Consider the following 25697-nt stretch of genomic DNA (forward strand, 5'->3'; position numbering starts at 1 on the left):
TGCGTGGATGGGTCGTGCAGCCACGCATGGCGTGGCTCTACTGGACTTCGAATTCGCCTACCAGGATGGTTTCCGAGCGGTCCTTCAGGCGCAGCGTGACCCTCTGGTCCTTCTGCTGCGGCGTGCCCCAATGGGTGGTCAGGCGCAGCATCAGCGTGGTGGCACCGGTCACCAGCTGCTGGCGACTGCCGAAGTAGTTGGCTTCCACCTTGTATTTCCCGGGCTTGGCGTTGCGCAGCGAGAATTGCTCGGGGCCGTATCCGCCGGTGAAGTCCTGCGACATCTGCCCGCCCTGCCAGGTCAGGCGGTTGCCGTAGTAGGCGCGCTCGCCGTTGGGGTCGGTCACCCACAGGTCCATGTCGCTGTTGTCGGCATCCCAGGCCAGCACCACGCGCAGGTCCAGCGGCATGGCCTGCAACAGGCGCGGATCGATGGCACGGGTATCCAGCGCCGGGCGGCTGCGTGCCACCAGGTTGGTCAGTTCGTCCAGTGCGATCAGGGCAACACCATTGAAACGGCTGTCCCAGCGGCGCACCACCACCTGGTACAGCGGATCCAGTGCCTGCTGCGGCTTGCCGGCCGCTGCCAAGGCCAGGCCCAGATCGCGGAAGCTCTGCGGCTCTTCCTGGCCCATCGCCAGCACCTGTTCGAACACCGGTACGGCGAGCGCAGGGGCATCGGCCTGCATCAAGCGATAACCGAGCACGCGCAGCAGATGCCGATTGTCCAGCTCCATCTCGGCCAGGTTGGACAGCACACGCAGCGCCAGTTCACGCTGGCCCTGCTCCAGCAGCAGGTCGGCCACGTCCAGGAAGAACGCACTGCTGTCGGCGTGGGCATCGCGTTCGGCCAGGTAGCGGTCGTACAGCTGCGTGGGCGGGCCCTGGCGCAGGCGGCGAGCGACCTCTGAATCAGGCTGCCAGGCCGACAACCGGATACCGAGCTGGCCATCGTTGGCCGGCGCGGCGGCATCCCCGGCATCAGCGGCCGCCACGACCATCGCGTCCAACGTCATTGCCTCGGCTGCCGGTGCCTGCCTGCGGGCGCGGACCGGTGCCATCGGCGCCGGAGGCGGCGGAGGCGCTGCCGGTGCCGGTGCCGGTGCAGCCAGCAGGGCCATCGGCGCACTGGCCACGGCCTCGTTCTGCGCGATTTCCTTGGCGTTACCCGCAGCGGGCGGCGCGGTCTTCGGCCAACGGCGGTTCCACCACTGCTGGCGCTCCTTCCACTGCGCGGCCACCATATCCAGACGGCGGCGGTCCTCGGCCTGACGATCTACCACCTGCTTTGCGAAACGGGCGTCATACCCGGCGCGCAGCGCGCCCGACGGACGGATGGCATAGCGCAGGTAGTCGTCCAGCGTCTCCAGCACGATCAGCGAGGTGTCCGGCCCGACCATGCCAAACTGCTGCGACAGGCGCTGCATCGCTTCGCGGTTGCTGCGCCGGTCCAGCGCCAGCTGCTGCAGCTGCGCCTGTGCCCACAGTCCCGCGAGCAGCGCGCCGTCATCACTGCGCGTGCTGGCCGGCAGAGCATGCCAATCGCTGCCGGCAATGCGCACCCGCATCGGTACACCGTCGGCGGCCAGACGTGCATGCAGCCACAACCAGCCCTGCGCTTCGCTGCGGCGATCGATCACCACGTCCTGCACGCCGCGCCCGGCATCGATCTGCACATCCAGCGGCGCAGACAGCAGTTCGCGCGCTGCGGCGTCCACGTCGGTGCCCACTGCCACGAAACGTCCGCCATGCGCCTGGCTCCAGCCACGCAGGCGGGTGCTGTCGGTGCGTGCGCCCGCACTGCTGATGGCGAACAATCGCTGCCCCTCGGCCAGTGCCGGCAGGGCCTCGGGCCCATAGGTCAGCAGGCCGTCACTGACCAGCAGGTATTCCTGCACGCCCGGCTGCGGCCGCCACTGGGCCAACGCACTGGCGCCGTCGGGCCGCACCGCCTGCAACGCCTGGCGCAGCGCACTCCAATCGCCCTTGCGGATACGGAAGCGGCGTTCGGGCTCGGGGCGGTCGCGCAGCACCGTCAGCACCACCGTGCCGTCGCCCATGGCGGCGAAGTAGCGGTCCAGCAGCGCGAACTCACGCGTGCGGTCACGCTGGCCCGCCGAACCCGAGCCATCCCAGAGCAGGCCGATCTCGCGCGGCAGCGTGCGCGGCGTGGTGCTTGTAGCCACCGGCAGCTGTGCCAGCAGGTAATGGCCGTCCTGCCAGTTGGCCACCTGCACCTGCGCACGGCGCGCCGCAGGCAGCGTCCACTGCAGCTGCGCCGGCAACTGCGCGCCGCGCCCCTGCCAATGCAGCTGACCCGCATCGATAAGGAACGGTGCCGTGCCCACCGTCGCTTGGCCCGGCGCCTGCAGTTTCAGCTCAACCGATGCCGCACCCGCGGCGAACTGCAGTGGCAGCGCCCATTGCCAGCCGTTGCCGGCGTAAGCCAGCGGCTCGCGCACGACCAGCTGCACGCGGCGGCTGCCGCCGGCTGGCAGCGGATAGATGCGCAGGCGGAACTGGTTGCCGGCGGTCTGTTCCAGCAGGCCGGGGTCGACACCGCGCCGGGCGATCTCTTCGAACACCTGGCGCCCCCGATCCTTGGGCACCGGCACCGCCTCGCGCAGTTCGCCATCGATGTCCAGCGCAAAGCCGCTGATCTGCTGGCCATCGGCCAAGGGGAACTGCAGCTCGCCTTCCAGCACGCGACGGTTCGGGTTGTGGAATTCCAGGGTGATGCGGGTCTGCGCGATGCCGGCCTGGACCTCGGCTTCGATGCGGGCCTGTCGCAATTGAACCGGCTGCTCTGCGGCCGGGGCAATCAGCAGCGGGGTAGAACCACTCGGCACGGGCAGACGCCGCACCGACCCAGCCGACGCGGGCATGGCCATCAGGCCAAGCAGGAACAAGGTGCAGCAACGGGCGAAGACCATGACCGGACTCCAGTGGGATCGTGATTGTCTGAACGCACAAGGTGGACGGATGGGGTTGACTCGACTTGACGCTGGATCTCGACGCTACCAACGCCGAGCCTGTATGACCTCTCCTTCCAGCCCGAGAATGCGCATGCTCGTCCTTATCCTGTCCGCCTTGCCGGCCTTGGCATCTCAGTTGGTTGCAGCCACTAAATCGATGCCCGAGGGAGCTTACTTCCAGCATCATGATTGGGTCATGGCTTGTGACAACACCCGCACCTGCCGTGCCGCGGGTTATGCCAGTGGCGAAGACAGCACTCTGAGCGTGTTGCTGGCGCGCGATGGCGGCTCCCATCAACCGGTCCGTGGCCGGATGTCGCTGCGGCCGATCGACGGCCAGCAGTCGCCCAGGGGCGCCCTGCACCTTCGTATCAAGCAGCGTGATATGGGAATCCTTACGCCAGCCAAGGAGGAAGGCCTGTACACGTTGAGCCCGGCACAGACCGCCGCGCTGTTGTCGGCGCTTGTGCGCGATGGCGGCATTACGGTAGTCGATACTGCCGGCCATGCATGGCCGCTGTCGGACAAGGGTGCTGCAGCGGTGCTGCTGAAAGCCGATGATTTTCAAGGCCGCATTGGCACGGTGGGCGCGCTGATGCGCAAAGGCACAGCGGCCGAGAGCCGCGTGCCGGCAGCACTGCCAAAGCCGGCGATGCGCAAGGCGTCGACGCAGGCCTCTCTACCTGATGACCAGGCGTTCGCCAAGCTCGCAACCTCGCCTGCATTGCGTGCCGCACTGCGCGCGACTTTGAAGGCACCGAGCTGCGAAGGCCTGCTCAATGCTGATCGCGACACACCCCTCAAGAATTCGCGACTGAGAATCCAACGCCTCGATGGGAGGCACCTGCTCGCCAGCGTGCGGTGCTGGGACGCGGCGTATAACAGCGGCGATGGTTACTGGGTCATCCGTGAGCAAGCGCCTTATCGGGCAACTTGGGTGACCAGTGATGCCTCCTCCTACGGGAATGGCGAGATCATCGCATCCCAATCTGATCGGTCCGAGCCCAGCTGCAGGTCCGAACGATCGTGGACCTGGGATGGCACGCGCTTCGTTGCGACCTCAGCCACGAAAAGTGTCTTCTGCCGACATGCGCTGGACGGTACCTGGCAGTTGCCCATGCAGGTCACCGATGTGCAGTGAACGCTGAGAGCCTCGCGGCTACGAACGAAAATCATTGCGGAACTTCCCTGTGACTGCGTTGCTTGGGGGTGATGCCGTTCGGCGCTGGCGATGACCTCTCGGCACAACAAGAGCGGCATTCCATCACAACGCAAGGTTGCCTACGACGACGGCGAGGTCACGCCCTTGCAGAAGGGCCGCAGCCTGGGCGACTGCATCACACTGGTCATCCTCCAGCGGACACCGCGGTTCTCACTCCAGCACACGGTCTTTGGACTTCTGCAATTCAGAGGCGATGCGCGCCTGGGAAGCACCGATCTACACCGCGCTTGCAATGCGCGATTGTCGCAACTGGACCGCCTGCTCAGCGGCCGGAACAATCAGCAGCGGGATAGAGCCCATCGTCATGGTCAGACGACGCGCCGGCTGCGCCGACTCTGGCATCACCATCAAGCCGTGCGCAGCTTTTCATCGCCTTCACCTGCAATCACGATGCCTGCTGTCCCGAAACATTCAAAATTGCCGATGCGATTTGCTCAGCGCATATCCCTGCTGGTCTTGGTCTGGCCGCTGGCATCCGAAGCCACGCCCTCACCCAAACAGCTGGAGTTTCACCATCTCGACTGGTTCGTGGCCTGTGACAACACGCGAACCTGCCGCGCCGTTGGCTACCCGGCCGACGGGGAAGGCACCCTGAGCGTACTGCTCACTCGCAAAGGCGGCCCTGGCCAAGCCATTCAGGGTCGACTGTCACTTCGGCCGGCAGAAAGCCAGACGCAACCCAAAGGCGCGCTACGTCTGCATATCCAGCAGCAGGATGTTGGGATTCTGGCGCCCACGAAGGGCAAAGGTACGCACATCCTGAATACTATGCAGACCAGCGCGCTTTTGTCCGCACTGGTGCGCGACGGTGGGATCAGTGTGACTGATGCTGCCGGCCACCGCTGGCCGCTGTCGGACAAGGGTGCCGCAGCGGTGCTGCTGAAAATCGATGAACACCAGGGCCGCCTCGGCACTCCCGGGGCGGTAATGCGCAAGGGCAGTCTGCCTGAAACCCGCGTTCCTGCGGCACCGCCGATGCCGGTGGTGCGCAAGGCCACTACTCCGAACTCAAACCTGCGCGATCCTGCATTGGCACGACTGGCCATCTCACCGGCTCTGCGCTCAGCCCTGCGCACCACGCCCAACGCCGATGGCTGCGAAGGCTTGATGGAGGCAGATGCCGATGCGCCACTGAGCAATTCTCCGCTGGAGGTCCGCCGCTTGGACGCACAGCATGTGCTGGTCAGTGTTCCCTGCTGGCGTGCCGCCTACAACTTCGGCGACGGCTACTGGATTGCCCGCTCAAGGGCGCCCTTTCGGCCGCAGTGGGTAACCGACGAAGCAACAGGCTACGACAACGGCCAGATCACTGCTTCGAAGCTGGGGCGCAGCGTCGGCGACTGCATATCGTCTGCAACATGGACGTGGAACGGCAGCGACTTTGTCGCGACGTCGGAAATGGCAGTAGGCCTATGCCGCGGCGTACCTGGGGACACTTGGGAACTGCCTAGACTGGTCAGCGAAATCCGCTGAGATGCGTCCCGCCGGGCATGGCCCTGCGAGCGCGAATCGTGGCGCGCCGCCATCAGGCGGGCAGGCAATGCTCCACGATCAGCTGGATCGCGGTGCCGCCGCGGTAGTCATCGCAGGCCAGGCGGTAGGCCAGGTGCACATGGCGACCCGGCGCGTTGCCATGCCAGCCGCCGAAATGGATGGCGTTGATCGTGCCGGGCAGCCCGGGCAGGCGCAGCTCCAGCTTCAGATGCCGCTCTTTCAGCACGCGCCAGTTGGCCACTTCGAAGTGGCCGTCGAACAAGGGCTCGGGGAAGCCCTGCCCCCAGGGCCCGGCCAGGCGCAGCGCATCGGCATGGCGGTGATCGAGTTCGTCTGCGGACAACTCGCCATCGCTGAGCACCTGCTGCTGCAGCGCGGCCGGATCCAGCAGTTCCTGCACGATGGCCACGAAGGCTGCCTCGAACGCGGGCAGGTGCTGCAGGCGCATGCTCAGGCCAGCGGCCATGGCGTGGCCACCGAAGCGCTCCACCAGTTCGGGGTGGCGTGCATCGACCAGCGCCAGCGCGTCACGGATATGCAGGCCGGGGATGGAGCGCGCCGAACCGCGCAGGGTATCGGCGCCGGGTTCAGCCGGTGCAAATGCAATCACCGGCCGATGCAGGCGGTCTTTCATTTTCGATGCCACTAGGCCGACCACGCCAGGGTGCCACTCGGCGTCGAACAGGCACGCCGCAACCGGGCGCTGGCCCTGCTCGTGCAGCACCACGCGCGACAGCGCCTGCTCGGCGTCATCGGTCATCGACTGCTGCACCGCGCGCCGCTCGGCATTGATCTGTTCCAGGGTCTGGGCAATGTCGCGCGCCTGCCGCGGATCTTCGGTGAGCAGCAGTTCGATACCCAACGCCATGTCTTCCAGGCGACCGGCCGCATTGAGGCGCGGGCCCAACGCGAAGCCGATATCGGTGGAGGTCAGGCGTGCGGCGTCGCGCCCGCTGGCTTCGATCAGCGCCTTCAGGCCCACGCAGCCCTGCCCGGCGCGGAGCCGGCGCAGACCGGCGCTGACCAGCGCACGGTTGTTGGCATCCAGTGCGACCAGATCGGCCACGGTGCCCACGGCCACCAGGTCCAGCAGCGTGGTCAGGTCCGGGCCCTTGCCATCGGCGAACACGCCGGCCTCGCGCATGCAGCGGCGCAGGGCCATCAGCACATAGAAGATGACGCCGACACCGGCCAGCGATTTGCTGGGGAAATCATCGCCCTGCAGGTTCGGATCGACGATGACATCGGCCGGCGGCAGCTGCGGGCCGGGCAGATGGTGGTCGGTAACCAGCACCTGCCAGCCGCGCGCCTTGGCGGCGTTGACACCGGCATGGCAGGCAATGCCGTGGTCGACGGTCACCAGCAGGTCCGGCTGCAGCGCCGCCAGTTCGTCCACCAGCGACGGCGACAGGCCGTAACCATGCACCATGCGGTTGGGCACCGCGTGGAAGACATGCTGCGCGCCCAGCATGCGCAGGCCGCGCACACCCACGGCGCAGGCGGTGGCGCCATCGCAGTCGAAATCGCCGACGACCAGGATGCGCTTGTCGTTGGCAATGGCGTCGACCAGCAGGGCCACGGCCGCATCGATGCCGGTCAGCAGCTCGGGCGCATGCAGGTTGCCCAGTCGCGGCAGCGCCAGTTCCGGCGTGGTCGCGCCACGGCTGGCATACAGGCGGGCCAGCAGCGGCAGCGTATCGTCGGGCCACGCACCGGGCTGCACCGGCTCGCGGCGGCGGATCAGCGGGGTATCGGACACGGGCAGCGCAGCATCGGCGGCAAGGGACATCGGCATCGCCGGGTTGCGGAAGACGCCACCATGATAACGCGGGGCCGGAGACGGGGTCAGATCCCTCTGCCTGCAGAGGGCTCTGACCCCGTCGGAAGCATTTGGAATCGACGGCCATTTATTTCATGCTTGCCACCCCCGAAATGGATTTCTCTGCATGCGCCACACTTTGTTCCTGGCCCTCGCCCTCGCCCCGGCCGCCCACGCCGCCACGCCCGAGCCAAAGGCCGGCGTGTCGTTCGACCACAACGACTGGTCGCTGGCCTGTGACAACACCCGTACCTGCCGCGCCGCCGGCTACAGCCCGGAAGAGCCCGGCAACCTGCTCAGCCTGATGCTGGAACGTGCGGGCGGCCCCGGTGCGCCGGTAGTGGCGCGCCTGCGCAATGGCGAGGACGGCGAAAGCCCCATGCCGACCGGCGCGCTGCGCCTGCGCCTGAATGGCAAGGACCTGGGCCCGGTGCGCGACACCGGTGATGGAGAGAAGATCCTGATGCAGCAGGCCCAGACCGATGCGCTGGTCGCCGCCCTGCCCCGCCAGGCGCGCATCGAGATCGTCGATGGCAAGGGCAAGGCCTGGCCGATTTCCGACAGCGGCGCCACCGCGGTACTGCTGAAGATGGACGAGGCGCAGGGCCGGCTGGGCACGCCCGGCGCGCTGGTGCGTCGCGGTGACAAGGCCGAGGCCAGCGTGCCGGCCGCGCTGCCGATGCCGGTGGTGGTGCACGGCAAGCTGGCGCCGGCGCGCAGTGGCGATGCGGCCCTGGCCAACGCCCCGGCGCTGCGCAAGGCACTGCAGGCCAGTCTGCCGAACGCCGATGAATGCCGCCGCCTGAGCGAAGGCGAGCAGGACGAGATCGATATCGTGCGGCTGGACGGTTCGCATGTACTGGCCAGTACCAGCTGCTTCATGGGCGCCTACAACTTCAGCAGCGGCTACTGGGTGGTGCAGGACAAGGCACCGTACCAGGCGCGCTTTGTCACCTCCGATGCGGAGGATTTCGACACCGACGACATGACCCTGCGCGGGCGCTTCCGTGGGCGCGGCATCGGCGATTGCTTCTCGGGCCACGATTGGGTGTGGGATGGCCAGCGGTTCGTCAAGACCAGCGCGTTCACCACCGGCCAGTGCCGTGGTGTAGCCGGTGGCCATTGGACGCTGCCGACGATCGTCAGCACGGTGAAGTGAGGCCGGCAGGGCGGCGCCCTGCCCGCCCTCTGTAGAGTCGAGCCATGCTCGACTGATCCCAACGTGCCAACCAAGGTTGGCACCTACCGGGACGTGGCGTGCCAACCAAGGTTGGAACCTACCGGGGCGTGGCGTGCCAACCAAGGTTGGCACCTACCGGGACGTGGCGTGCCAACCAAGGTTGGCACCTACCGGGGCGTGGCGTGCCAACCAAGGTTGGCACCTACCGCATCAGGGGTCAGAGCCCGTTGCGCAGCAACGGGATCCGACCCCGCTCAGTCGTGCAGTTGGCGGGGCTTCTTCCAGAACTGCCAGCGCTGGCCGCGATCCAGGCGGAACTGCAGGCCGTCTTCGAAATCCAGCACCAGCTGCTGCAGTTCACCGCGACGCAGCGCCGCCAGCAAGGGAACAATCGCTTCGTTGCCCAGCTGCTGCAGCGAACGCAGTTGCCGCAGGTCCACCAAGGCATCCACGGCCTGCTCGCCGTCCACCGCCGCACCGGCGGCCTGGGCCAGCCCCTGCAGCAGGGCGTCGCGACTGCGTACCTGTACGTGCTGGGTGGTCACCGATACCGGCATGACCCCACCGCCCCAGAACCACAGCGAATTGATCGGCTGCTGACCCTGCGCGGCACGCTGCTGGTTCCAGGAATGGTTGTGCAGCAGCACCTGCGCCTCGGTCATCAGGGCGCGCCAGCGGCGACCGGCCGGCCCTTCGGGCAGGTGCGAGAACAGATCGTCGCCCAGCACATCGTCGGGACTGTCGAAGTCGGGCAGTTCAATGTCGATGGGCAGACGCAGGTACCAGCGCGCCGGGTCCGGCGCATCCAGCACGAAACCGGCATCGGCAAACAGCGGCTGCAGTACTGGCAGCAAGGCCAGGCTGTCGGCCAGCGTGGGCCGCAGTGTTTCGCCGTGCCCCATCATGCGTGCGCCGTGCATGTCCGGCACCATGCAGGCCGGATCGGCGCGCAGCCAGCACGCACCGGCGGCATCGCCGACATCGCGCTGGCGGGTCAGTGCGGCCACCGGCCAGTGCGGCGCGGCCACGCTGAAATGGCGTTGCAGCTGGGCGCGTTCGCCCGCATCCAGCTGCACAGTGGTGGCGCGGCCCAGGGCGCGCGCCACCTCGTCAGGCAATGCAGCCGCCGCAAAGCGGCTGCGCGCCGGCAACAACAGGGTCGCCGTTGCCACCCGGTCAGTCCAGATAGCTGACGCTGACGATTTCGTACTCGCGCTGGCCGGCCGGGGCGTCGATCACGATCGAATCGCCTTCCAGCTTGCCGATCATCGCGCGGGCCACCGGCGAGGAAATGGCGATCAGGCCCAGCTTGATGTCCGCCTCCAGGTCACCAACGATCTGGTACTTCTTCTCTTCGTCGGTTTCCACGTCGGCCAGGGTCACGCTGGCGCCGAACACCACCTTCGAACCGGCGTTGAGCTTGCTCACGTCGATGATCTCGGCGTGCGACAGCTCACCTTCCAGCTGCTTGATGCGGCCTTCGATGAAGCCCTGTTCCTCGCGCGCGGCGTGGTACTCGGCGTTTTCCTTCAGGTCGCCGTGCTCACGCGCCTCGGCAATCGCAGCGATGACCTTCGGGCGCTTGACCGACTTCAGGTGGTCCAGTTCGTCGCGCAGCTTCTGCGCGCCCTTCATGGTGATGGGGGCTCTCATGCATTCAACTCCTTGTGCAGTTCCTGCAGCGACCAGACGGGGCCGGTGCCACGGAATTCCAGTGAATCCACCAGCGCCTTGGCGCCGGCAATGGTGGTCGAGTAGGTGACGCGGTGCTGCAGCGCCTCGCGACGGATCGAGAACGAGTCGTTGATCGCCGCACGGCCTTCGGTCGTGTTGACGATGTAGACGATCTCGCCGTTTTTGATCGAATCGACGATGTGCGGACGACCTTCCACCACCTTGTTGATGATTTCGCAGTCCATGCCGTGCTGCTGCAGCCACGCGGCGGTGCCACGGGTGGCCACCAGGCTGTAGCCACGCGCCAGCAGGGCCTTGGCCACCGGCAGCACGCGCTTCTTGTCCGGGTCACGCACCGAAACGAAGGCCTTGCCGATCGGCGGGGCCTTGATGCTGCCCGCCTCCTGCGCACGCGCGAAGGCGGCGTTGAAGGTGCGGCCCACGCCCATCACTTCACCGGTGGAGCGCATTTCCGGCCCCAGGATGGGATCGACGCCTTGGAACTTGGCGAACGGGAAGATCGCTTCCTTCACCGAGTAGTAGTCCGGCACGATCTCCTTGGTGGCGCCCTGCTCCTGCAGGGTCTTGCCGGCCATGCAGCGCGCGGCGATCTTGGCCAGCGCCATGCCGGTGGCCTTGGACACGAACGGCACGGTACGCGAGGCGCGCGGGTTCACTTCCAGCAGGTAGATGGTGTCATCACCGTCTTCGCTGGTCTGGATCGCGAACTGGGTGTTCATCAGGCCGACCACGTTCAGGGCCTTGGCCAGCTCCACCACCTGGCGGCGCAGCTCGGCCTGGGTCTTGGCCGACAGCGAGTACGGCGGCAGCGAGCAGGACGAGTCACCGGAGTGCACGCCGGCTTCTTCGATGTGCTCCATCACGCCGCCGATCAGGACGTTGCCATCCTTGTCGGCAATGATGTCCACGTCGCATTCCACGGCGTTGTCCAGGAAGCGGTCCAGCAGCACCGGCGAATCGTTGGACACCTTCACCGCGTCGCGCACGTAGCGGGCCAGGTCGGATTCGCCGTAGACGATTTCCATCGCGCGGCCGCCCAGCACGTAGCTCGGGCGCACCACCAGCGGGTAGCCGATCTCGCGGGCCAGCAGCAGGGCTTCCTGGTCGTTGCGGGCGATGCGGTTCGGCGGCTGCTTCAGGCCCAGCTTGTCCACCAGCTGCTGGAAGCGCTCGCGGTCTTCGGCCAGGTCGATCGAGTCCGGGCTGGTGCCGATCACCGGCACGCCGTTGGCTTCCAGCGCGCGCGCCAGCTTCAGCGGGGTCTGGCCGCCGTACTGCACGATCACGCCCTTGGGCTGTTCCAGCTCGACGATTTCCAGCACGTCTTCCAAGGTCAGCGGTTCGAAGTACAGGCGGTCGGAGGTGTCGTAGTCGGTCGACACGGTTTCCGGGTTGCAGTTGACCATGATGGTTTCATAGCCATCCTCGCGCAGCGCCAGTGCCGCGTGCACGCAGCAGTAGTCGAACTCGATGCCCTGGCCGATGCGGTTCGGGCCACCGCCCAGGATCATGATCTTGTCGCGGTTGGTCGGCGCGGCCTCGCACTCGTCCTCGTAGGTCGAGTACAGGTAGGCGGTGCCGGTGGAGAATTCACCGGCACAGGAGTCCACGCGCTTGTAGACCGGGCGCACCTTGTGCGCGCGACGCAGCGCGCGGATGGCCGCTTCGTTGGTACCGGTCAGCTGGGCCAGGCGCGCATCGGAGAAACCGGCACGCTTGAGCTTGCGCAGGCGCGCGGCGTCCAGCGCGTCGATGCCACCGGCAGCCACTTCGCCTTCGGCGGCGATGATCTCTTCGATCTGGTCCAGGAACCAATGGTCGATGAAGGACAGCGCGTAGATGTCTTCCACGCTCATGCCGGCGCGGAACGCATCGGCCACGTAGAACAGACGCTCCGGGCCCGGCGCCTTCAGCTCGCGGCGCAGGGTCTGCAGGTCATCTTCGCTGGTCAGGTCCAGCCCGGTCGGGTCGAAGCCGACCTTGCCGGTTTCCAGCCCACGCAGGGCCTTCTGCACCGATTCCTGGAAGGTGCGGCCCATGGCCATCACTTCACCGACCGACTTCATCTGGGTGGTCAGGCGCGCATCGGCCGCCGGGAACTTCTCGAAAGCGAAGCGCGGAATCTTGGTGACCACGTAGTCGATGGACGGCTCGAACGAGGCCGGGGTCAGGCCGCCGGTGATTTCGTTCTTCAGTTCGTCCAGGGTGTAACCCACGGCCAGCTTGGCGGCGACCTTGGCGATCGGGAAGCCGGTTGCCTTCGAGGCCAGCGCCGAGGAACGCGACACGCGCGGGTTCATTTCGATCACGACCACGCGGCCGGTCTTCGGGTTGATGCCGAACTGCACGTTCGAGCCACCGGTGTCCACGCCGATCTTGCGCAGCACGGCGATGGAGGCATCGCGCAGGCGCTGGTATTCCTTGTCGGTCAGGGTCTGTGCCGGGGCCACGGTGATCGAGTCACCGGTGTGCACGCCCATCGGGTCCAGGTTTTCGATCGAGCAGACGATGATGCAGTTGTCCGCGGTATCGCGGACCACTTCCATTTCGAATTCCTTCCAGCCCAGCACCGATTCTTCCACCAGCACTTCGGTGGTCGGCGACAGTTCCAGGCCACGGCTGACGATATCGACCAGTTCTTCGCGGTTGTAGGCGATGCCGCCGCCGCTGCCGCCCAGGGTGAAGCTGGGGCGGATGATGGTCGGGTAGCCGACGCGGGTCTGGATCTCCAGCGCTTCGTCCAGGGTGTGGGCGACGGCTGCGGTCGGGCACTCCAGGCCGATCTCACCCATGGCCACGCGGAACAGCTCGCGGTCTTCGGCCATGCGGATCGCTTCGCGCTTGGCACCGATCAGTTCGACGTTGTACTTCTCCAGCACGCCGTTGTCGGCCAGGTCCAGCGCGCAGTTCAGCGCGGTCTGGCCACCCATGGTCGGCAGCAGCGCATCGGGCTTTTCCTTGGCGATGATCTTCTCGACCGTCTGCCAGTTGATCGGCTCGATGTAGACGGCGTCGGCCATCTCCGGGTCGGTCATGATGGTGGCCGGGTTGCTGTTGACCAGCACCACGCGGTAACCCTCGTCACGCAGGGCTTTGCAGGCCTGGGCGCCGGAATAGTCGAACTCACAGGCCTGGCCGATGACGATCGGGCCAGCACCGATGATGAGAATGGTCTTGAGGTCAGTGCGCTTGGGCATTTTCTTCTCTAAGTCAGTACAGCGTGACAAGGGGGAGTGATCGCACGCTGTCGATCAGGAAATTTCTTCGGGGTTCAGCGCAATCCGGCACTGGTCCTGCAGTCCTCGGGCCAGTTGCTCCGGCAGGTCACCGGGCATGGCCATTCGGCCAAAACTGGCCAGCAGGCGTCTGTACGCCGCACTGGCCATGAAGGCCTCGAAATCGGTCTGGTACGTTTCGCTGTTCACGTCGACGGGTTCAACGTCTGTCTCGGTCAACACGCCTTCAAGGGCCAGATAGCCTTTTCCAGACGGCGTTTCCAGGAAACGCGCCCATTCGGCTACGACACTGTCGCCATCATCGCCAAGATGGTTGATCACCGATTGCCTGGCGTTGCCGAGCACGACCGCCTGCATGGCGCTGTGCGCGCACTGGCGATCGCTCTGCGGCAAACCATTCAGCGATGGCACTTCCGCCACCATCGCCTCCACCGCGGAAACCCACATCGATTCCTTGCCCAACGTCCGCAGCACATCCGCCACGGCGGCGTCAGTCGCCGGCGCCGCCGAAGCGATACCGGCAACGCACAGCAGCGGCAGCAGTGCGGCGTTGCGCATCAGGCCTTGGCCTCTTCCATCAGGGCCACGAAACGGTCGAACAGCGGGCCCACGTCGGTCGGGCCCGGCGAGGCTTCCGGATGGCCCTGGAACGAGAACGCCGGCACGTCGGTGCGGGCCACGCCCTGGTTGGTGCCGTCGAACAGCGAACGATGGGTCACCCGCAGGGTGGCCGGCAGGGTCGCTTCATCGATGGCGAAACCGTGGTTCTGCGAGGTGATCATCACCCGGCCGTTGTCCAGGTCCTGCACCGGGTGGTTGGCGCCGTGGTGGCCGTGGCCCATCTTCATGGTCTTGGCACCCGAGGCCAGACCCAGCAGCTGGTGGCCCAGGCAGATGCCGAAGGTCGGGATCTTCACGTCGATGAAGGTCTTGATCGCTTCGATGGCGTAGTCGCACGGTTCCGGGTCACCCGGGCCGTTGGACAGGAACACGCCGTCCGGCTTCAGCGCCAGCACGTCGGCCGCCGGGGTCTGCGCCGGCACCACGGTCACTTCGCAGCCGCGCTCGGCCAGCATGCGCAGGATGTTGGTCTTCACGCCGAAGTCGTAGGCCACGACCTTGAACCGGGCCGGCACGCTGACGAACGCGTTGGCGTCCAGGTCCAGCTGGCCTTCGGTCCAGGTGTAGGTCTTTTCGGTGGTGACCACCTTGGCCAGGTCCATGCCCTTCAGGCCCGGGAACTTGCGGGCGGCTTCCAGTGCCTTTTCCACGTCGATGTCACCGGCCATCAGCGCACCGTTCTGTGCGCCCTTCTCGCGCAGGATGCGGGTCAGCTTGCGGGTGTCGATGCCGGCGATGGCGACCACGCCGCGCTGGATCAGCCAGTCCTGCAGCGACACCTGGCTGCGCCAGTTGCTGGGACGGCGCGGCACGTCGCGCACGATCAGGCCGGCCGACCACACCTTGGACGCTTCATTGTCCTGGTCGGTCATGCCGGTGTTACCGATATGCGGATAGGTCAACGTGACCATCTGCCGGGCGTAGGACGGATCGGTCAGCACTTCCTGATAGCCGGTCATGGCGGTGTTGAACACCACCTCACCGACGGACAGGCCGGGCGCGCCTACGGATTCGCCCTCGAATACGGTGCCGTCTTCGAGGACGAGGATTGCGGCTTGGGTCACGGAATTCTCACTTTGGCTACCGAAGGGGGGCCGAAGTCACGCCTGCGCTTCACGGAAATCCGGTTGCAAAAAAGCGCGGACGTACGGTCTGGGACCGGTCCGGCTTTCGTGATTCGGCGAGTGCGAATTGTAGCGCCGCCGGGCCGCTGGCGCCAGCGCTTATATCGCTTTATGAACAGGCGATTGCGTATTCATTTCAATCCGGCGGCGTATGTGGGCCGGAGACGGGGTCAGAGCCCTTTCCACTGGAAAGGGATCCGACCCCGCGCGGTTCAGGCCCGCGGGGCGTCCAGCAGGTCGCGCACGCGGTAGCTGCCCGGCGCGCGGCCCTGCAGCTGGCGGGCGGCGAACAGCGCGCCGCGGGCGAAGATGTCGCGGTTGGTGGCCCGGTGCACCAGTTCGATGCGCTCACCCAAGCCGGTGAACTGCACCAGGTGCTCGCCGACGATGTCACCGGCACGCAGGCTGGCGTAATGCGGCTGCGCCCCGCCCCGCTGCGCGGCCGCGCCCAGGGTCAGCGCCGTGCCCGAGGGCGCGTCCTTCTTCTGCGTGTGGTGGGATTCGACGATGTCGCAGTCCCAGCCGGCCAGCGCCTGCCCGGCCCGCTCCACCAGCTCGTCCAGCACCGCTACACCCAGGCTGAAGTTGGAGGCCCAGACCAGCGGAATCTGCGTGGCCGCAGCGTCAAGCGCCTGCCGCTGCGCGCTGGAAACGCCGGTGGTGCCCGACACCAGCCCAGCGCCGCGCTGCACACACAGCGCCAGCATGGCGTCGAAGCCTTCTGGAAGGCTGAAATCGATGGCGACATCGAAGGCTGGCGCGCCGGCAAGCTCACTGGCGGCGAAGAACGGCACGCCGTCCACCACCCGCTGGGCCGGCGCCCGGCCGGTCACGGCGGCAACGATCTGCAGGGTGTCGGGGTGTTCGGCAGCCAGGCGCAACAAGGCCTGGCCCATGCGCCCGGAAGCGCCATGGATGAGCAATCGCAAGGGGGTCTGGTTCATGCAGGAAGGCTAGCGGCAGCGCCCCGACCCGTCCAGTAGATCCACGCCATGCGTGGATGCATTTCGAAATGCTTGCGAACCAAGGTTCGCACCCACCAGGCCGGGCGGTTCGCACCCGCCGGTCTACAGCAGTCGAGCAAGCTCGACTCTACCGCTTGGTCGGCCCGCAGCTGTCGCAGCCGCCGCAGGCACCACCGCCGCCGCTGGCCGGCGGCGCGATCTTCCGCCCCAGCGCCTGCATCCAGCCCGGCCGGCCCGGCTTCAGCAGCGCCAGCGCCACACTGCCGCGCAGCCTGCGCGCCGCGCCCGGGAACTGCTTCTTCAGCACCACCCACGCACTGACCAGCACGGCCAGGGCGATGATGAGGTACTGGATCAGCAGCCCGGCGGTCATCAGCCGCCCCCCAGCGCCACGGTCACCTGATAGGTGATCAGCGCCGCCACGTAGGCCGCAGCGAACAGGTACACGGTGGCAAAGCCCATCTGCTTCCACGAATTGGTTTCGCGCTTGATGGTGGCCAGGGTGGAAATGCACATGGGCGCATAGATGAACCACACCAGCAGCGACAGACCGGTGGCCAGCGACCACCCATCGCTCAGCAGCGGGGTCAGTGCCTGCGCCGCGGCATCGTCATCGGCGGCCGACAGCGCATACACGGTGGCCAGCGAAGACACCGCCACTTCGCGCGCGGCCATGCCCGGGATCAGCGCGATGCAGATCTGCCAGTTGAAGCCCAGCGGCGAGAAGATCGCCGTCATCGCATGGCCGATCTGCCCGGCGAAGCTGTAGTCGATGGCCGGCATCGTCGCCCCTTCCGGCGCGCCGGGGAAGGACAGCAGGAACCACAGCAGCACGGTCAGCGCCAGGATGATGCCGCCCACGCGCTTGAGGAAGATCATGCCGCGTTCGTACAGGCCCACGGCCAGGTCGCGCGGGTGCGGAATGCGGTAGGACGGCAGTTCCAGCAGCAACGGGTGCTCGCTCTTGTCGCGGCGCCACTTCTTCATCACCCACGACATCACCAGCGCGCTGAGGATGCCGGCCACGTACAGGCCGAACAGCACCAGGCCCTGCTGGTTGAAGATGCCGACCTTGCCCTCGGGGATGAAGGCGCCGATCAGCAGCGCGTACACCGGCAGACGCGCCGAGCAGGTCATCAGCGGCGCCACCAGGATGGTGGCCAGGCGATCACGCGGGTCCTGGATGCTGCGGGTGGCCATGATGCCGGGCACGGCGCAGGCGAAGCTGGACAGCAGCGGGATGAACGAGCGCCCCGACAGGCCGGCGGCGGCCATCATGCGGTCCAGCAGGAACGCTGCGCGCGGCAGGTAGCCGGACTCTTCCAGGGCCAGGATGAAGGCGAACAGGATCAGGATCTGCGGCAGGAACACCACCACCCCGCCCACACCGGCAATGATGCCGTCGGTCAGCAGGCTGGTCAGCGGCCCGGCCGGCAGCGCGCCGGCAGCCAGCTCGCCCAGCCAGGCGAAGCCGGCTTCGATGCCGTCCATCAGCGGGGTCGCCCAGGCGAACACTGCCTGGAAGATCAGGAACATCACCACCACCAGGGTGGCCAGGCCGAACACCGGGTGCAGCAGCCAGCGGTCCAGGGTGTCATCGATCTTCGCGGTGCGTGCGGGCATGCGCACGGCCGCCGACAGGATGTCGCGCACCTTGCCGTGGTAATCGATGCCGCCCTCAACGCCAACCAGCGGCGCATCCAGGTGCGGCACCATCGCATCCAGCCGCTCGACCAGCGCACGCGCGCCCTGCTTGCGCACGGCTACGGTTTCCACCACCGGCACGCCGATCTCGCGCTCCAGCGCGGCCACATCGATCTGGATGCCACGGCGCTGCGCGGCATCGACCATGTTCAGCGCGATCACCATCGGCTTGCCCAGCTCGCGCAGTTCCAGCGCGAAGCGCAGGTGCAGGCGCAGGTTGGTGGCGTCGATCACGCACAGCAGCACGTCCGGCGCGGCCTCGCCCGGGTAGAAACCCCGGCACAGGTCGCGGGTGATCGCTTCATCCAGACTGGCCGGCTGCAGGCTGTACGCACCGGGCAGGTCGAGCACGGCAAACTCGCGCCCCGACGGCGCGCGCAGGCGACCTTCCTTCCTCTCGACGGTGACGCCGGTGTAGTTGGCCACCTTCTGCCGGCTGCCGGTCAGCTGGTTGAACAGCGCGGTCTTGCCGCTGTTGGGATTACCGACCAGCGCGATGCGCAGCGGGGTGGCGGAGGCGTTGCTGGTCATGCACGGCTTTCCTGGCGGGCGGCATCGATCACGACGCGCTTGGCTTCAGAGATACGCAGGGCGAAACGGGTGAAGCCGACCTGCACCAGCAGCGGCTCGCCCCCCACCGGGCCCTTGGCCACCAGACGCACCTCTTCGCCCTTGACGAAGCCCAGCTCGCGCAGGCGGCGGGCAATGGCATCGTTGGCGTGCAGGTCCTGCACGGAATCGACCACGGCCGGGGTGTGCAGGGGCAGTTCGGACAGCGTCATCTAGCGCGTTCTCTGCTGGATGTAAATGGTTCTCGATTCTAACATTCCCGCGTCGCGTCATGGCCCATGACCAATGGCCCGCTATGATCCATACAGGTATGAAGTGACCCTGGATTCCCATGAACGATGCTTTGCAGATCGAGCGCACCGGCGCCACCCTGACCCTCTGGCTGAACCGGCCGACCCTGCACAACGCCTTCGACGCCGGGCTGATCGCCCAGCTGACCACGGCGCTGGAGGAAGCGGGCCGCGATGACGGGGTACGGGTGGTGGTGCTGGCCGGCCATGGCGCCTCGTTCTCGGCCGGCGCCGACCTGCAGTGGATGCGCGGCATGGCCGCGGCCAGCGAAGCGGAAAACCGCGACGACGCGCTGGCCCTGGCACGGCTGATGCGCACCTTGGACGAGCTGCCCAAGCCGACCTTGGCGCGGGTGCATGGCGCCGCCTTCGGTGGCGGCGTGGGCCTGGTGGCCTGCTGCGATATCGCTCTGGCCAGCACCAGCGCCCGCTTCGGCCTGACCGAAAGCCGGCTGGGGCTGCTGCCGGCGGTCATTTCGCCCTACGTGATCCAGGCCATCGGCGCCCGCCAGGCGCGGCGCTGGTTCGCCACCGGCGAGCACTTCGACGCCGACACCGCCCTGCGCATCGGCCTGGTCCACCAACTGGTGGAACCGGACCGCCTGGACGACGCCCTGCAGCGCCAGTTGGCCCTGCTGGACAAGGCCGGCCCGATCGCCGCCGCGTCGGCCAAGCAGCTGGTCCGCCAGGTCTGCGAGAGCCGCGACCGCGACCGCCTGGACCATGACAATGCCAGCCTGATCGCCCGCCTGCGGGTGTCGGCCGAAGGCCAGGAGGGCTTGGGCGCCTTCCTGGACAAACGTGCGCCACACTGGGTCACCGAAGCCTGAGCTGTTTCCTGCACGCTACCCACACCGCGTGGCCGGTCATATGGGCGGCCTGCGTATCCCCTCTGGCAGCCGGAACAACCGGCCGCCCCGTTTCCCCAGGACCCGACGTGATCCGATTCCCGCTGCCCTGCCCCGCTGCTGCCGATGACACCTGCCCTGCGCTGGGCGCTGCCGGGGCACGCGCATGAACGATTTCGTACGCATCGTCGAAGTCGGCCCGCGCGACGGGCTGCAGAACGAACAGCAGACCGTGTCCACCGCCGACAAGATCGCCCTGATCGATCGCCTGTCGGCCACCGGCCTGCGCAGCATCGAGGCCACCAGCTTCGTCAGCCCTCGCTGGGTACCACAGCTGGCCGATGCGACCGAGGTCTTCACCGGCATCAGCCGCCGCCCCGGCGTGGCCTATCCGGTACTGGTGCCCAACGAGCAGGGCTATGACCGCGCCGTGGCGGCGGGCGCACAGGAAGTGGCGGTGTTCACCGCCGCATCGGAAACCTTCAACCGCAAGAACACCAATGCCGGCATCGACGAATCGCTGGCCCGCTTCCAGCCGATCCTGCGCCGCGCCCTGGTCGACGGCGTGCGCGTGCGCGGCTACGTGTCCACCGTGCTCGGCTGCCCCTACCAGGGCGAAGTGCCGCTGGCCGACGTGGTGTGGGTGGCCCGCGCACTGCATCGCATGGGCTGTTACGAAATCTCGCTGGGCGACACCATCGGCGTCGGCACCCCGCACAAGGCCCGCGCCATGCTGCAGGCGGTAGCCGCCGAAATTCCCATGTCCGCGCTGGCCGTGCACTTCCACGACACCTATGGCCAGGCCATCGCCAACATCGCCACCTGCCTGGAAGAAGGCGTGCGCGTGGTCGACAGCGCGGTGTCCGGCGCCGGCGGCTGCCCCTATGCCAAGGGTGCCAGCGGCAACGTGGCCAGCGAAGACGTGGTCTACCTGCTGCGCGGCCTGGGCCTGGAAAGCGGGGTGGATCTGGATGCCCTGGCCGCCACCGGCCGCTGGCTGGCCGGGCTGTTGGGCCGCACCACCGCCAGCCGCACCGGCCAGGCATTGGCGGCCACATGACCGCCCGCGGCCCGCGCGACCGTCCGGCCCTCGGCGAACCTTCCGCCGCAACCGACGTCGCCCTGGCCGCACTGGACAGCGCGCTGGCCGCCACCCCGCCGCCCGCGCAGGCCGCACTGCTGAAACAGGCCCGCCAGGCCCTGCTGGACGAGCGCCAGCGCGCCCAGGACCATCAATCGCGCTATACCGCCCTGTTCGACGCGGTGCCCGACCCGGTCAGCATCCTCAGTGCCGAGGGCGTGGTGCTGGATGTGAACCGGGCCGGCATCCAGGCCTATGACCGCCCGCGCGACGCCATCGTCGGCCAGCCCATCGAACTGCTGAACCCGGACCTGCCCAGCGACCACCTGGAGCCGGTCTGGGAAGCATTGAACCGCGGCGACACCTACGTCATCGAAGTGACCAACATGCGCGGCGACGGCAGCCGCTTCCCGGTGGAAGTGCACTCGGCCGGCTTCAGCGACCGCGGCGAGCGCTGCATCGTGGCGGTGGCGCGCGACCTCAGTGGCCGCTGGCGCGCCGAATCGCGCTACCGGCTGCTGATGGAATCGATCGACAAGGGCGTGATCCTGTTTGATCGCAACCTCAACGCCCTGTCGGCCAACCCGGCCGCGCACCGCATCCTGGGCCTGGCCGGCGACGGCACCGGCCTGCATTCGCTGCTGGACCCCGAAGCGTGGATCGTGGTTGACGAACACGGCCAGCCGCTGCCGACCGCCATGTGGCCGACCAACCGCTGCTTCCAGGCCGGGCGGGTGATCCGCAGCACCGTGATCGGCCTGTACCACCGCCCGCGCGGGCGCATGCTGTGGCTGTCGTGTACCAACGTGCCGGTGTTCAGCAGTGGCTGCGACGAGGCCGGGCATGTGTATGCGATGTTCAGCGACATTACCGAACTGAAGCGCAACAGCCTGCTGTTCTCGCGCGCGCAGTCGCTGGCCCATATCGGCGGCTGGGAATGGGACCGCGGCCTGCAGCGCCTGTACCTGACCGACGAGGCCCGCCACATCGTCGGCCAGCCCAACGACGTGCAGGACATGCCCGACCTGCTGGACTGCCTGCGCAGCGATGACCGTGCGGCCCTGCAGCAGGCGCTGGCCGACACCATCGAGCACCGCAGCAGCTTCGGCCTGGAGCTGCAGGGGCAGCGCCGCGATGGCCATTCGTTCTGGATCCGCATGATCGGCGAAGTCTCTACCGGCGATGTCGATGCCGCGCGCATCGCCGGCACCCTGCAGGACATCACCGAGCGCAAGCAGGCCGAGGAAACCCTGCGCGTGCAGGCACGCACCGATCCGCTGACCGGCATCATGAACCGCGATGCGGTGCTGAGCGACCTGGAGGTGCGCATGGCCAGCCCCGGCCACGACCGGGTGGCGGTGCTGTACATCGACCTGGACCGCTTCAAGGTGGTCAACGACCTGCTGGGCCACAACGCCGGCGACGAGCTGCTGATCGAAGCCACCCAGCGCATCGCCCGTGCGATCGGCACCGAGGGACTGCTGGCCCGGTTTGGTGGCGACGAATTCCTGGTCATCTGCGATCTGCGCGACCAGCCCGACCAGGCCGAACAGCTGGCCGAGCGCATCATCACCGCCTTCGTGCCGCCCTTCCAGCTGGGCAGCGACGAGTTCCCGGTGACGGCCAGCATCGGCATTGCCTGCGCCCCGCAGGATGGCGACCGGCCGCAGCAGCTCATCCAGAATGCCGACACCGCCATGTACGAGTGCAAGCGCCGCACCCGCAACGGCTGGCAGGTGTTTTCGCAGGAACTGGCCGAGCGCCAGAACGACCGTCTGCAGATCGAAAGCCGCCTGCACAAGGCGCTGGACGGCGATGAGTTCCGCCTGGTCTACCAGCCCCAGGTGAACCTGCGCACCGGCGCCACCATCGGCTGCGAGGCGCTGATGCGCTGGCAGAACAGCCAGCTGGGGGAAATGCGCCCGGACCTGTTCATCCGCCATGCCGAACACACCGGCGACATCGTGCGCATCGGCCACTGGGCCCTGCGCGAGGCCTGCCGCCAGGTGCGGCAGTGGCGCGACGACGGTCTGGGCGTGTTGCGGGTGGCGGTGAACGTGTCCTACCGCCAGTTCACCGGTGACGACCTGGCGCGCAACGTGCGCAGCCTGCTGGACGAATACGAACTGCCCGGTACCGCGCTGGAGCTGGAGTTCACCGAGCGGGTGCTGATCGAGGACGCGCCCGATACCCTGCGCACCTTCGCCCGCCTGCGCGAGATGGGGGTGATGCTGACCATCGACGATTTCGGCGAAGGCTACAGCGCACTGAACTACCTGCGCCGGCTGCCGATCCATGGTCTCAAGCTCAGCCAGCTGTTCGTGGAAGGCATTCCACGCAACCGCTCGGACGTGGCGGTGTGCGAGGCGGTCTGCGCGATCGCCCGCAGCCTGGGCCTGGGCGTGGTGGCCGAAGGCGTGGAAAACGAGGCCCAGCGGCAGTGCCTGCTCGACCTGGGCGTGACCGTGGGCCAGGGCTTCCTGTTCGCCCACGGCCTGGAGCCAGGCGAGTTCGAGCGCCACCTGGCCCGGTAGGTGCCAACTTTGGTTGGCACGATTCCCCGCCCGGTAGGTGCCAACCTTGGTTGGCACGATTCCCCGCCTGGTAGGTGCCAACCTTGGTTGGCACGATTTCCCGCCTGGTAGGTGCCAACCTTGGTTGGCACTACTGGAACAGTCGAGCAAGCTCGACTCTACGTAAACCACCTATCCCACCCGCCTTTGCAGCACCGCACAACAGCGTGCGCCGCACCTTCCGTTAGAATCGGCGGTTCTTGAACCTGCAGGACCGTGCAATGCAGCTGTCTTCCGTACGTGCCGTGATCACTGGCGGCGTTTCCGGCTTGGGCTTGGCCGTGGCCGAACACCTGGTCGCCCACGGTGGCAAGGTCGCCCTGTTCGATCTGAACGACGACAAGGGTGCCACCGCGGTCGCCGCGCTGGGCGCCGACAAGGCCCGCTACTTCAACGTCAATGTCAGCGATGAAGCGGCCGTGGCCACCGCCATCGACCAGGCACACGACTTCCTGGGCGGGCTGAACCTGGCCATGAACTGCGCCGGCATCCTCGGTGCCGGCCGCGTGCTGGGCAAGGAGGCACCGATGCCGCTGGCCAACTTCCAAGGCACGGTCATGGTCAACCTGGTGGGCAGCTTCAACGTGGCCAAGGCCGCCGCCAACCGCATGCAGCACAACCCGGCCGGCGATGACGGCGAACGCGGCCTGATCATCAACACTGCCAGCGTGGCCGCCTACGAAGGCCAGATCGGCCAGGCCGCCTACTCGGCCAGCAAGGGCGGCGTGGTCGCCATGACCCTGCCGATGGCCCGCGAACTGTCGCGCTTCGGTATCCGGGTGAACACCATCGCCCCCGGCGTGTTCTGGACGCCCATGGTGGACGGCATGCCCGAGGCCGTGCAGCAGTCGCTGGCCGCCTCGATCCCGTTCCCCTCGCGCCTGGGCAAGCCGGAAGACTTCGCCAGTCTGGTCGGCCACATCATCGGCAACACCTACCTCAATGGCGAGACCATCCGCCTGGACGGCGCTACCCGCCTCGCTCCGAAGTGATTCCCCCGGGCGCCGGGATGGCGCCCTCCCCCAACCGACCTAGAACACCATGAAAGCCAACGACATCAAGAAGGGCAACGTCGTCGAGTACAACAACGGCGTGTACCAGATCCGCGACATCGAACGCAGCTCGCCGCAGGGCCGCGGCGGCAACGTGCGCTTCCGTTTCATCATGTACAGCGTGCCGGGCGGCAACAAGCTCGATGCCAGCTTCGATGCCGATGACAACCTGGTCGAAGTGGAACTGCTGCGTCGCCAGTCCACCTATTCGTACAAGGATGGCGATGCCTTCGTGTTCCTGGATGACGAGGATTACACCCCGTACACCCTGGACGCCGATGTGATCGGCGACGACGCCGGCTACATCACCGACGGCCTGAACGGCATCTACGTGCAGGTGATCGACGAACTGCCGGTGGCGATCCAGCTGCCGCAGAACGTGACCCTGGAAGTGGTGGAAACCCCGCCGGAACTGAAGGGCGGCACCGCCACCAAGCGCCCGAAGCCGGCCAAGTTGAATACCGGCCTGGAAATCATGGTGCCGGAATACATCAGCAACGGCGAGCGCGTGCTGGTGAACACCACCACCGGCGAATTCGCCGGCCGCGCCGACTGAGCGCCCTGCGCCGGGCATGGCCCGGCGCTACCGCTGTTCGTAGAGTCGAGCTTGCTCGACTGCTCCAAGCGTGCCAACCAAGGTTGGCACCTACCAGGAATGGGCGCGGGCATGCCCGTGCGGGACAGCTTTTTGTAGAGTCGAGCTTGCTCGACTGCTCTTGCGGCAGAAGCAGTCGAGCAAGCTCGACTCTACGAAGCGGAGAAAGCCGTCGAGCAAGCTCGACGCTACGGGGCGGGCGCGGCGAAGCGGCCGCAGCCGTGATACTGGCGGGTGCCCACGGTCAGCATGGCGGTGGCGTCGAAATCCTGCCCACTCATGTCGTCCTGGCAGGGTGTGCGCTGGAAACTGAGCTTGATATCGGTGCCATCGGCAGCCTTGCCCACCCAGCCATCGGCACCTTCGGTAGGCGCCGGCACGTGGAAACGGCGCTGGCCGTAATCCACTTCAACCTGCAGACCCGGCGCCGGTCCGCCGACAACGGCCAGCCAGCCCGGCTCATTGCCGGTCGCGCGGAAAACAGGCTCGCTGCCTGCCGTCGTGCCCGATGCGGGCGCTTCCGGGGATGCACTGGAGGTGGGCCGCGCCGGCTGGCAGGCGGCCAGCACGGCGGAGAGGGAGACGGCCATCAAGGCGGAAACTGCACGCATGGCGTGGCTCCTTGTCGCAACTACAGGAGCACTGACCCTACCA

Annotated in this window: 20 protein-coding genes; 8 read left to right on the top strand and 12 right to left on the bottom strand. The window is 67.2% G+C overall.

Translation table 11 applies throughout. From position 1 onward, the window contains the following. Positions 1–37 precede the first annotated feature (37 nt). Entirely contained in the window at positions 38–2932 is a 2895-nt protein-coding gene (locus G4G00_RS17910; protein WP_164275461.1) for a VIT domain-containing protein, read from the bottom strand. 133 nt (positions 2933–3065) lie between these two features. Between G4G00_RS17910 and G4G00_RS17915 the strand changes: the two genes are divergently transcribed. Both G4G00_RS17915 and G4G00_RS17920 read left to right on the top strand, forming a co-directional pair. Further along, positions 3066–4115 (top strand): DUF1176 domain-containing protein, encoded by a 1050-nt coding sequence (locus G4G00_RS17915; protein WP_164275464.1) that lies wholly within the window; start codon positions 3066–3068, stop codon positions 4113–4115. Positions 4116–4205: 90 nt separating this feature from the next. Beyond that, on the top strand, positions 4206–5669 hold the full coding sequence (locus G4G00_RS17920; protein ID WP_240336185.1) for a DUF1176 domain-containing protein: 1464 nt from the start codon (positions 4206–4208) through the stop codon (positions 5667–5669). A gap of 52 nt (positions 5670–5721) precedes the next feature. Here G4G00_RS17920 and recJ read toward each other — a convergent pair whose 3' ends face one another. Further along, positions 5722–7479, bottom strand: a complete 1758-nt coding sequence (gene recJ / locus G4G00_RS17925; RefSeq protein ID WP_164275467.1) for a single-stranded-DNA-specific exonuclease RecJ — start codon at positions 7477–7479, stop codon at positions 5722–5724. Between the two features lie 157 nt (positions 7480–7636). On the opposite strand from recJ, the gene G4G00_RS17930 reads away from it, so the two are divergent. Then, the gene (locus G4G00_RS17930) at positions 7637–8668 is read left to right on the top strand and encodes a DUF1176 domain-containing protein (RefSeq protein ID WP_164275470.1); all 1032 of its coding nucleotides are present in this window, start codon (positions 7637–7639) and stop codon (positions 8666–8668) included. Positions 8669–8943: 275 nt separating this feature from the next. On the opposite strand, the gene G4G00_RS17935 is transcribed toward G4G00_RS17930, so the two are convergent. The 9 genes from G4G00_RS17935 to G4G00_RS17975 all read right to left on the bottom strand — a co-directional run bounded on the left by G4G00_RS17935 (position 8944) and on the right by G4G00_RS17975 (position 18816). Then, positions 8944–9861 (bottom strand): phosphoglycerate mutase, encoded by a 918-nt coding sequence (locus tag G4G00_RS17935; protein ID WP_164275472.1) that lies wholly within the window; start codon positions 9859–9861, stop codon positions 8944–8946. 4 nt (positions 9862–9865) lie between these two features. Continuing rightward, positions 9866–10330 (bottom strand): transcription elongation factor GreA, encoded by a 465-nt coding sequence (gene greA / locus G4G00_RS17940; RefSeq protein WP_188489793.1) that lies wholly within the window; start codon positions 10328–10330, stop codon positions 9866–9868. A gap of 8 nt (positions 10331–10338) precedes the next feature. After that, complete coding sequence (gene carB / locus G4G00_RS17945; protein ID WP_108752980.1) at positions 10339–13581, bottom strand: carbamoyl-phosphate synthase large subunit; 3243 nt, start codon at positions 13579–13581, stop codon at positions 10339–10341. Between the two features lie 54 nt (positions 13582–13635). Then, entirely contained in the window at positions 13636–14178 is a 543-nt protein-coding gene (locus G4G00_RS17950) for a hypothetical protein (RefSeq protein WP_108752979.1), read from the bottom strand. Next, a complete protein-coding gene (gene carA, locus G4G00_RS17955; protein WP_108752978.1) occupies positions 14178–15305 on the bottom strand; it encodes a glutamine-hydrolyzing carbamoyl-phosphate synthase small subunit in 1128 nt (375 codons plus the stop codon). Before carA ends, G4G00_RS17950 begins: the two co-directional genes overlap by 1 nt. Positions 15306–15577: 272 nt before the next feature. Beyond that, complete coding sequence (gene dapB / locus G4G00_RS17960; protein ID WP_164275475.1) at positions 15578–16309, bottom strand: 4-hydroxy-tetrahydrodipicolinate reductase; 732 nt, start codon at positions 16307–16309, stop codon at positions 15578–15580. A gap of 148 nt (positions 16310–16457) precedes the next feature. Further along, positions 16458–16703, bottom strand: a complete 246-nt coding sequence (locus G4G00_RS17965; protein WP_164275477.1) for a DUF6587 family protein — start codon at positions 16701–16703, stop codon at positions 16458–16460. Beyond that, on the bottom strand, positions 16703–18565 hold the full coding sequence (gene feoB, locus G4G00_RS17970) for a ferrous iron transport protein B (protein ID WP_164275480.1): 1863 nt from the start codon (positions 18563–18565) through the stop codon (positions 16703–16705). The genes G4G00_RS17965 and feoB overlap by 1 nt, the downstream gene beginning before the upstream one ends. Next, positions 18562–18816, bottom strand: coding sequence for a FeoA family protein (locus G4G00_RS17975; RefSeq protein ID WP_108749493.1), 255 nt, complete (start codon positions 18814–18816; stop codon positions 18562–18564). Before G4G00_RS17975 ends, feoB begins: the two co-directional genes overlap by 4 nt. Positions 18817–18935: 119 nt before the next feature. Here G4G00_RS17975 and G4G00_RS17980 point away from each other — a divergent pair, with 119 nt between their 5' ends. The 5 genes from G4G00_RS17980 (at position 18936) to yeiP (ending at position 25004) form a co-directional block, all read left to right on the top strand. Beyond that, positions 18936–19724 (top strand): enoyl-CoA hydratase/isomerase family protein, encoded by a 789-nt coding sequence (locus G4G00_RS17980; RefSeq protein ID WP_108756077.1) that lies wholly within the window; start codon positions 18936–18938, stop codon positions 19722–19724. 184 nt (positions 19725–19908) lie between these two features. Then, entirely contained in the window at positions 19909–20802 is an 894-nt protein-coding gene (locus G4G00_RS17985; protein ID WP_108752973.1) for a hydroxymethylglutaryl-CoA lyase, read from the top strand. Beyond that, positions 20799–23357, top strand: a complete 2559-nt coding sequence (locus G4G00_RS17990; protein ID WP_164275483.1) for an EAL domain-containing protein — start codon at positions 20799–20801, stop codon at positions 23355–23357. Before G4G00_RS17985 ends, G4G00_RS17990 begins: the two co-directional genes overlap by 4 nt. A gap of 260 nt (positions 23358–23617) precedes the next feature. After that, positions 23618–24388 carry an SDR family NAD(P)-dependent oxidoreductase gene (locus G4G00_RS17995; RefSeq protein WP_164275486.1) on the top strand — a complete coding sequence of 257 codons (771 nt, stop codon included), beginning with the start codon at positions 23618–23620 and terminating at the stop codon, positions 24386–24388. A gap of 49 nt (positions 24389–24437) precedes the next feature. Beyond that, positions 24438–25004, top strand: coding sequence for an elongation factor P-like protein YeiP (gene yeiP / locus G4G00_RS18000; protein ID WP_108749488.1), 567 nt, complete (start codon positions 24438–24440; stop codon positions 25002–25004). 227 nt (positions 25005–25231) lie between these two features. Here yeiP and G4G00_RS18005 read toward each other — a convergent pair whose 3' ends face one another. Next, on the bottom strand, positions 25232–25654 hold the full coding sequence (locus G4G00_RS18005; protein WP_164275489.1) for a hypothetical protein: 423 nt from the start codon (positions 25652–25654) through the stop codon (positions 25232–25234). Positions 25655–25697: the final 43 nt, after the last annotated feature.

Origin of the sequence: Stenotrophomonas sp. B1-1 (genome assembly GCF_010894375.1) — a bacterium.
In the GTDB taxonomy this organism is placed as follows: domain Bacteria; phylum Pseudomonadota; class Gammaproteobacteria; order Xanthomonadales; family Xanthomonadaceae; genus Stenotrophomonas.

Excerpts from the sequence above, each read along its gene's own strand:
- G4G00_RS17910 (WP_164275461.1), bottom strand. The coding sequence starts at position 2,932 with ATGGTCTTCGCCCGTTGCTGCACCTTGTTCCTGCTTGGCCTGATGGCC.
- G4G00_RS17915 (WP_164275464.1), top strand. The coding sequence starts at position 3,066 with ATGCTCGTCCTTATCCTGTCCGCCTTGCCGGCCTTGGCATCTCAGTTG.
- G4G00_RS17920 (WP_240336185.1), top strand. The coding sequence starts at position 4,206 with ATGACCTCTCGGCACAACAAGAGCGGCATTCCATCACAACGCAAGGTT.
- recJ (WP_164275467.1), bottom strand. The coding sequence starts at position 7,479 with ATGTCCCTTGCCGCCGATGCTGCGCTGCCCGTGTCCGATACCCCGCTG.
- G4G00_RS17930 (WP_164275470.1), top strand. The coding sequence starts at position 7,637 with ATGCGCCACACTTTGTTCCTGGCCCTCGCCCTCGCCCCGGCCGCCCAC.
- carB (WP_108752980.1), bottom strand. The coding sequence starts at position 13,581 with ATGCCCAAGCGCACTGACCTCAAGACCATTCTCATCATCGGTGCTGGC.
- G4G00_RS17950 (WP_108752979.1), bottom strand. The coding sequence starts at position 14,178 with ATGCGCAACGCCGCACTGCTGCCGCTGCTGTGCGTTGCCGGTATCGCT.
- dapB (WP_164275475.1), bottom strand. The coding sequence starts at position 16,309 with ATGAACCAGACCCCCTTGCGATTGCTCATCCATGGCGCTTCCGGGCGC.
- G4G00_RS17965 (WP_164275477.1), bottom strand. The coding sequence starts at position 16,703 with ATGACCGCCGGGCTGCTGATCCAGTACCTCATCATCGCCCTGGCCGTG.
- feoB (WP_164275480.1), bottom strand. The coding sequence starts at position 18,565 with ATGACCAGCAACGCCTCCGCCACCCCGCTGCGCATCGCGCTGGTCGGT.
- G4G00_RS17975 (WP_108749493.1), bottom strand. The coding sequence starts at position 18,816 with ATGACGCTGTCCGAACTGCCCCTGCACACCCCGGCCGTGGTCGATTCC.
- G4G00_RS17980 (WP_108756077.1), top strand. The coding sequence starts at position 18,936 with ATGAACGATGCTTTGCAGATCGAGCGCACCGGCGCCACCCTGACCCTC.
- G4G00_RS17985 (WP_108752973.1), top strand. The coding sequence starts at position 19,909 with ATGAACGATTTCGTACGCATCGTCGAAGTCGGCCCGCGCGACGGGCTG.
- G4G00_RS17990 (WP_164275483.1), top strand. The coding sequence starts at position 20,799 with ATGACCGCCCGCGGCCCGCGCGACCGTCCGGCCCTCGGCGAACCTTCC.
- G4G00_RS17995 (WP_164275486.1), top strand. The coding sequence starts at position 23,618 with ATGCAGCTGTCTTCCGTACGTGCCGTGATCACTGGCGGCGTTTCCGGC.
- yeiP (WP_108749488.1), top strand. The coding sequence starts at position 24,438 with ATGAAAGCCAACGACATCAAGAAGGGCAACGTCGTCGAGTACAACAAC.
- G4G00_RS18005 (WP_164275489.1), bottom strand. The coding sequence starts at position 25,654 with ATGCGTGCAGTTTCCGCCTTGATGGCCGTCTCCCTCTCCGCCGTGCTG.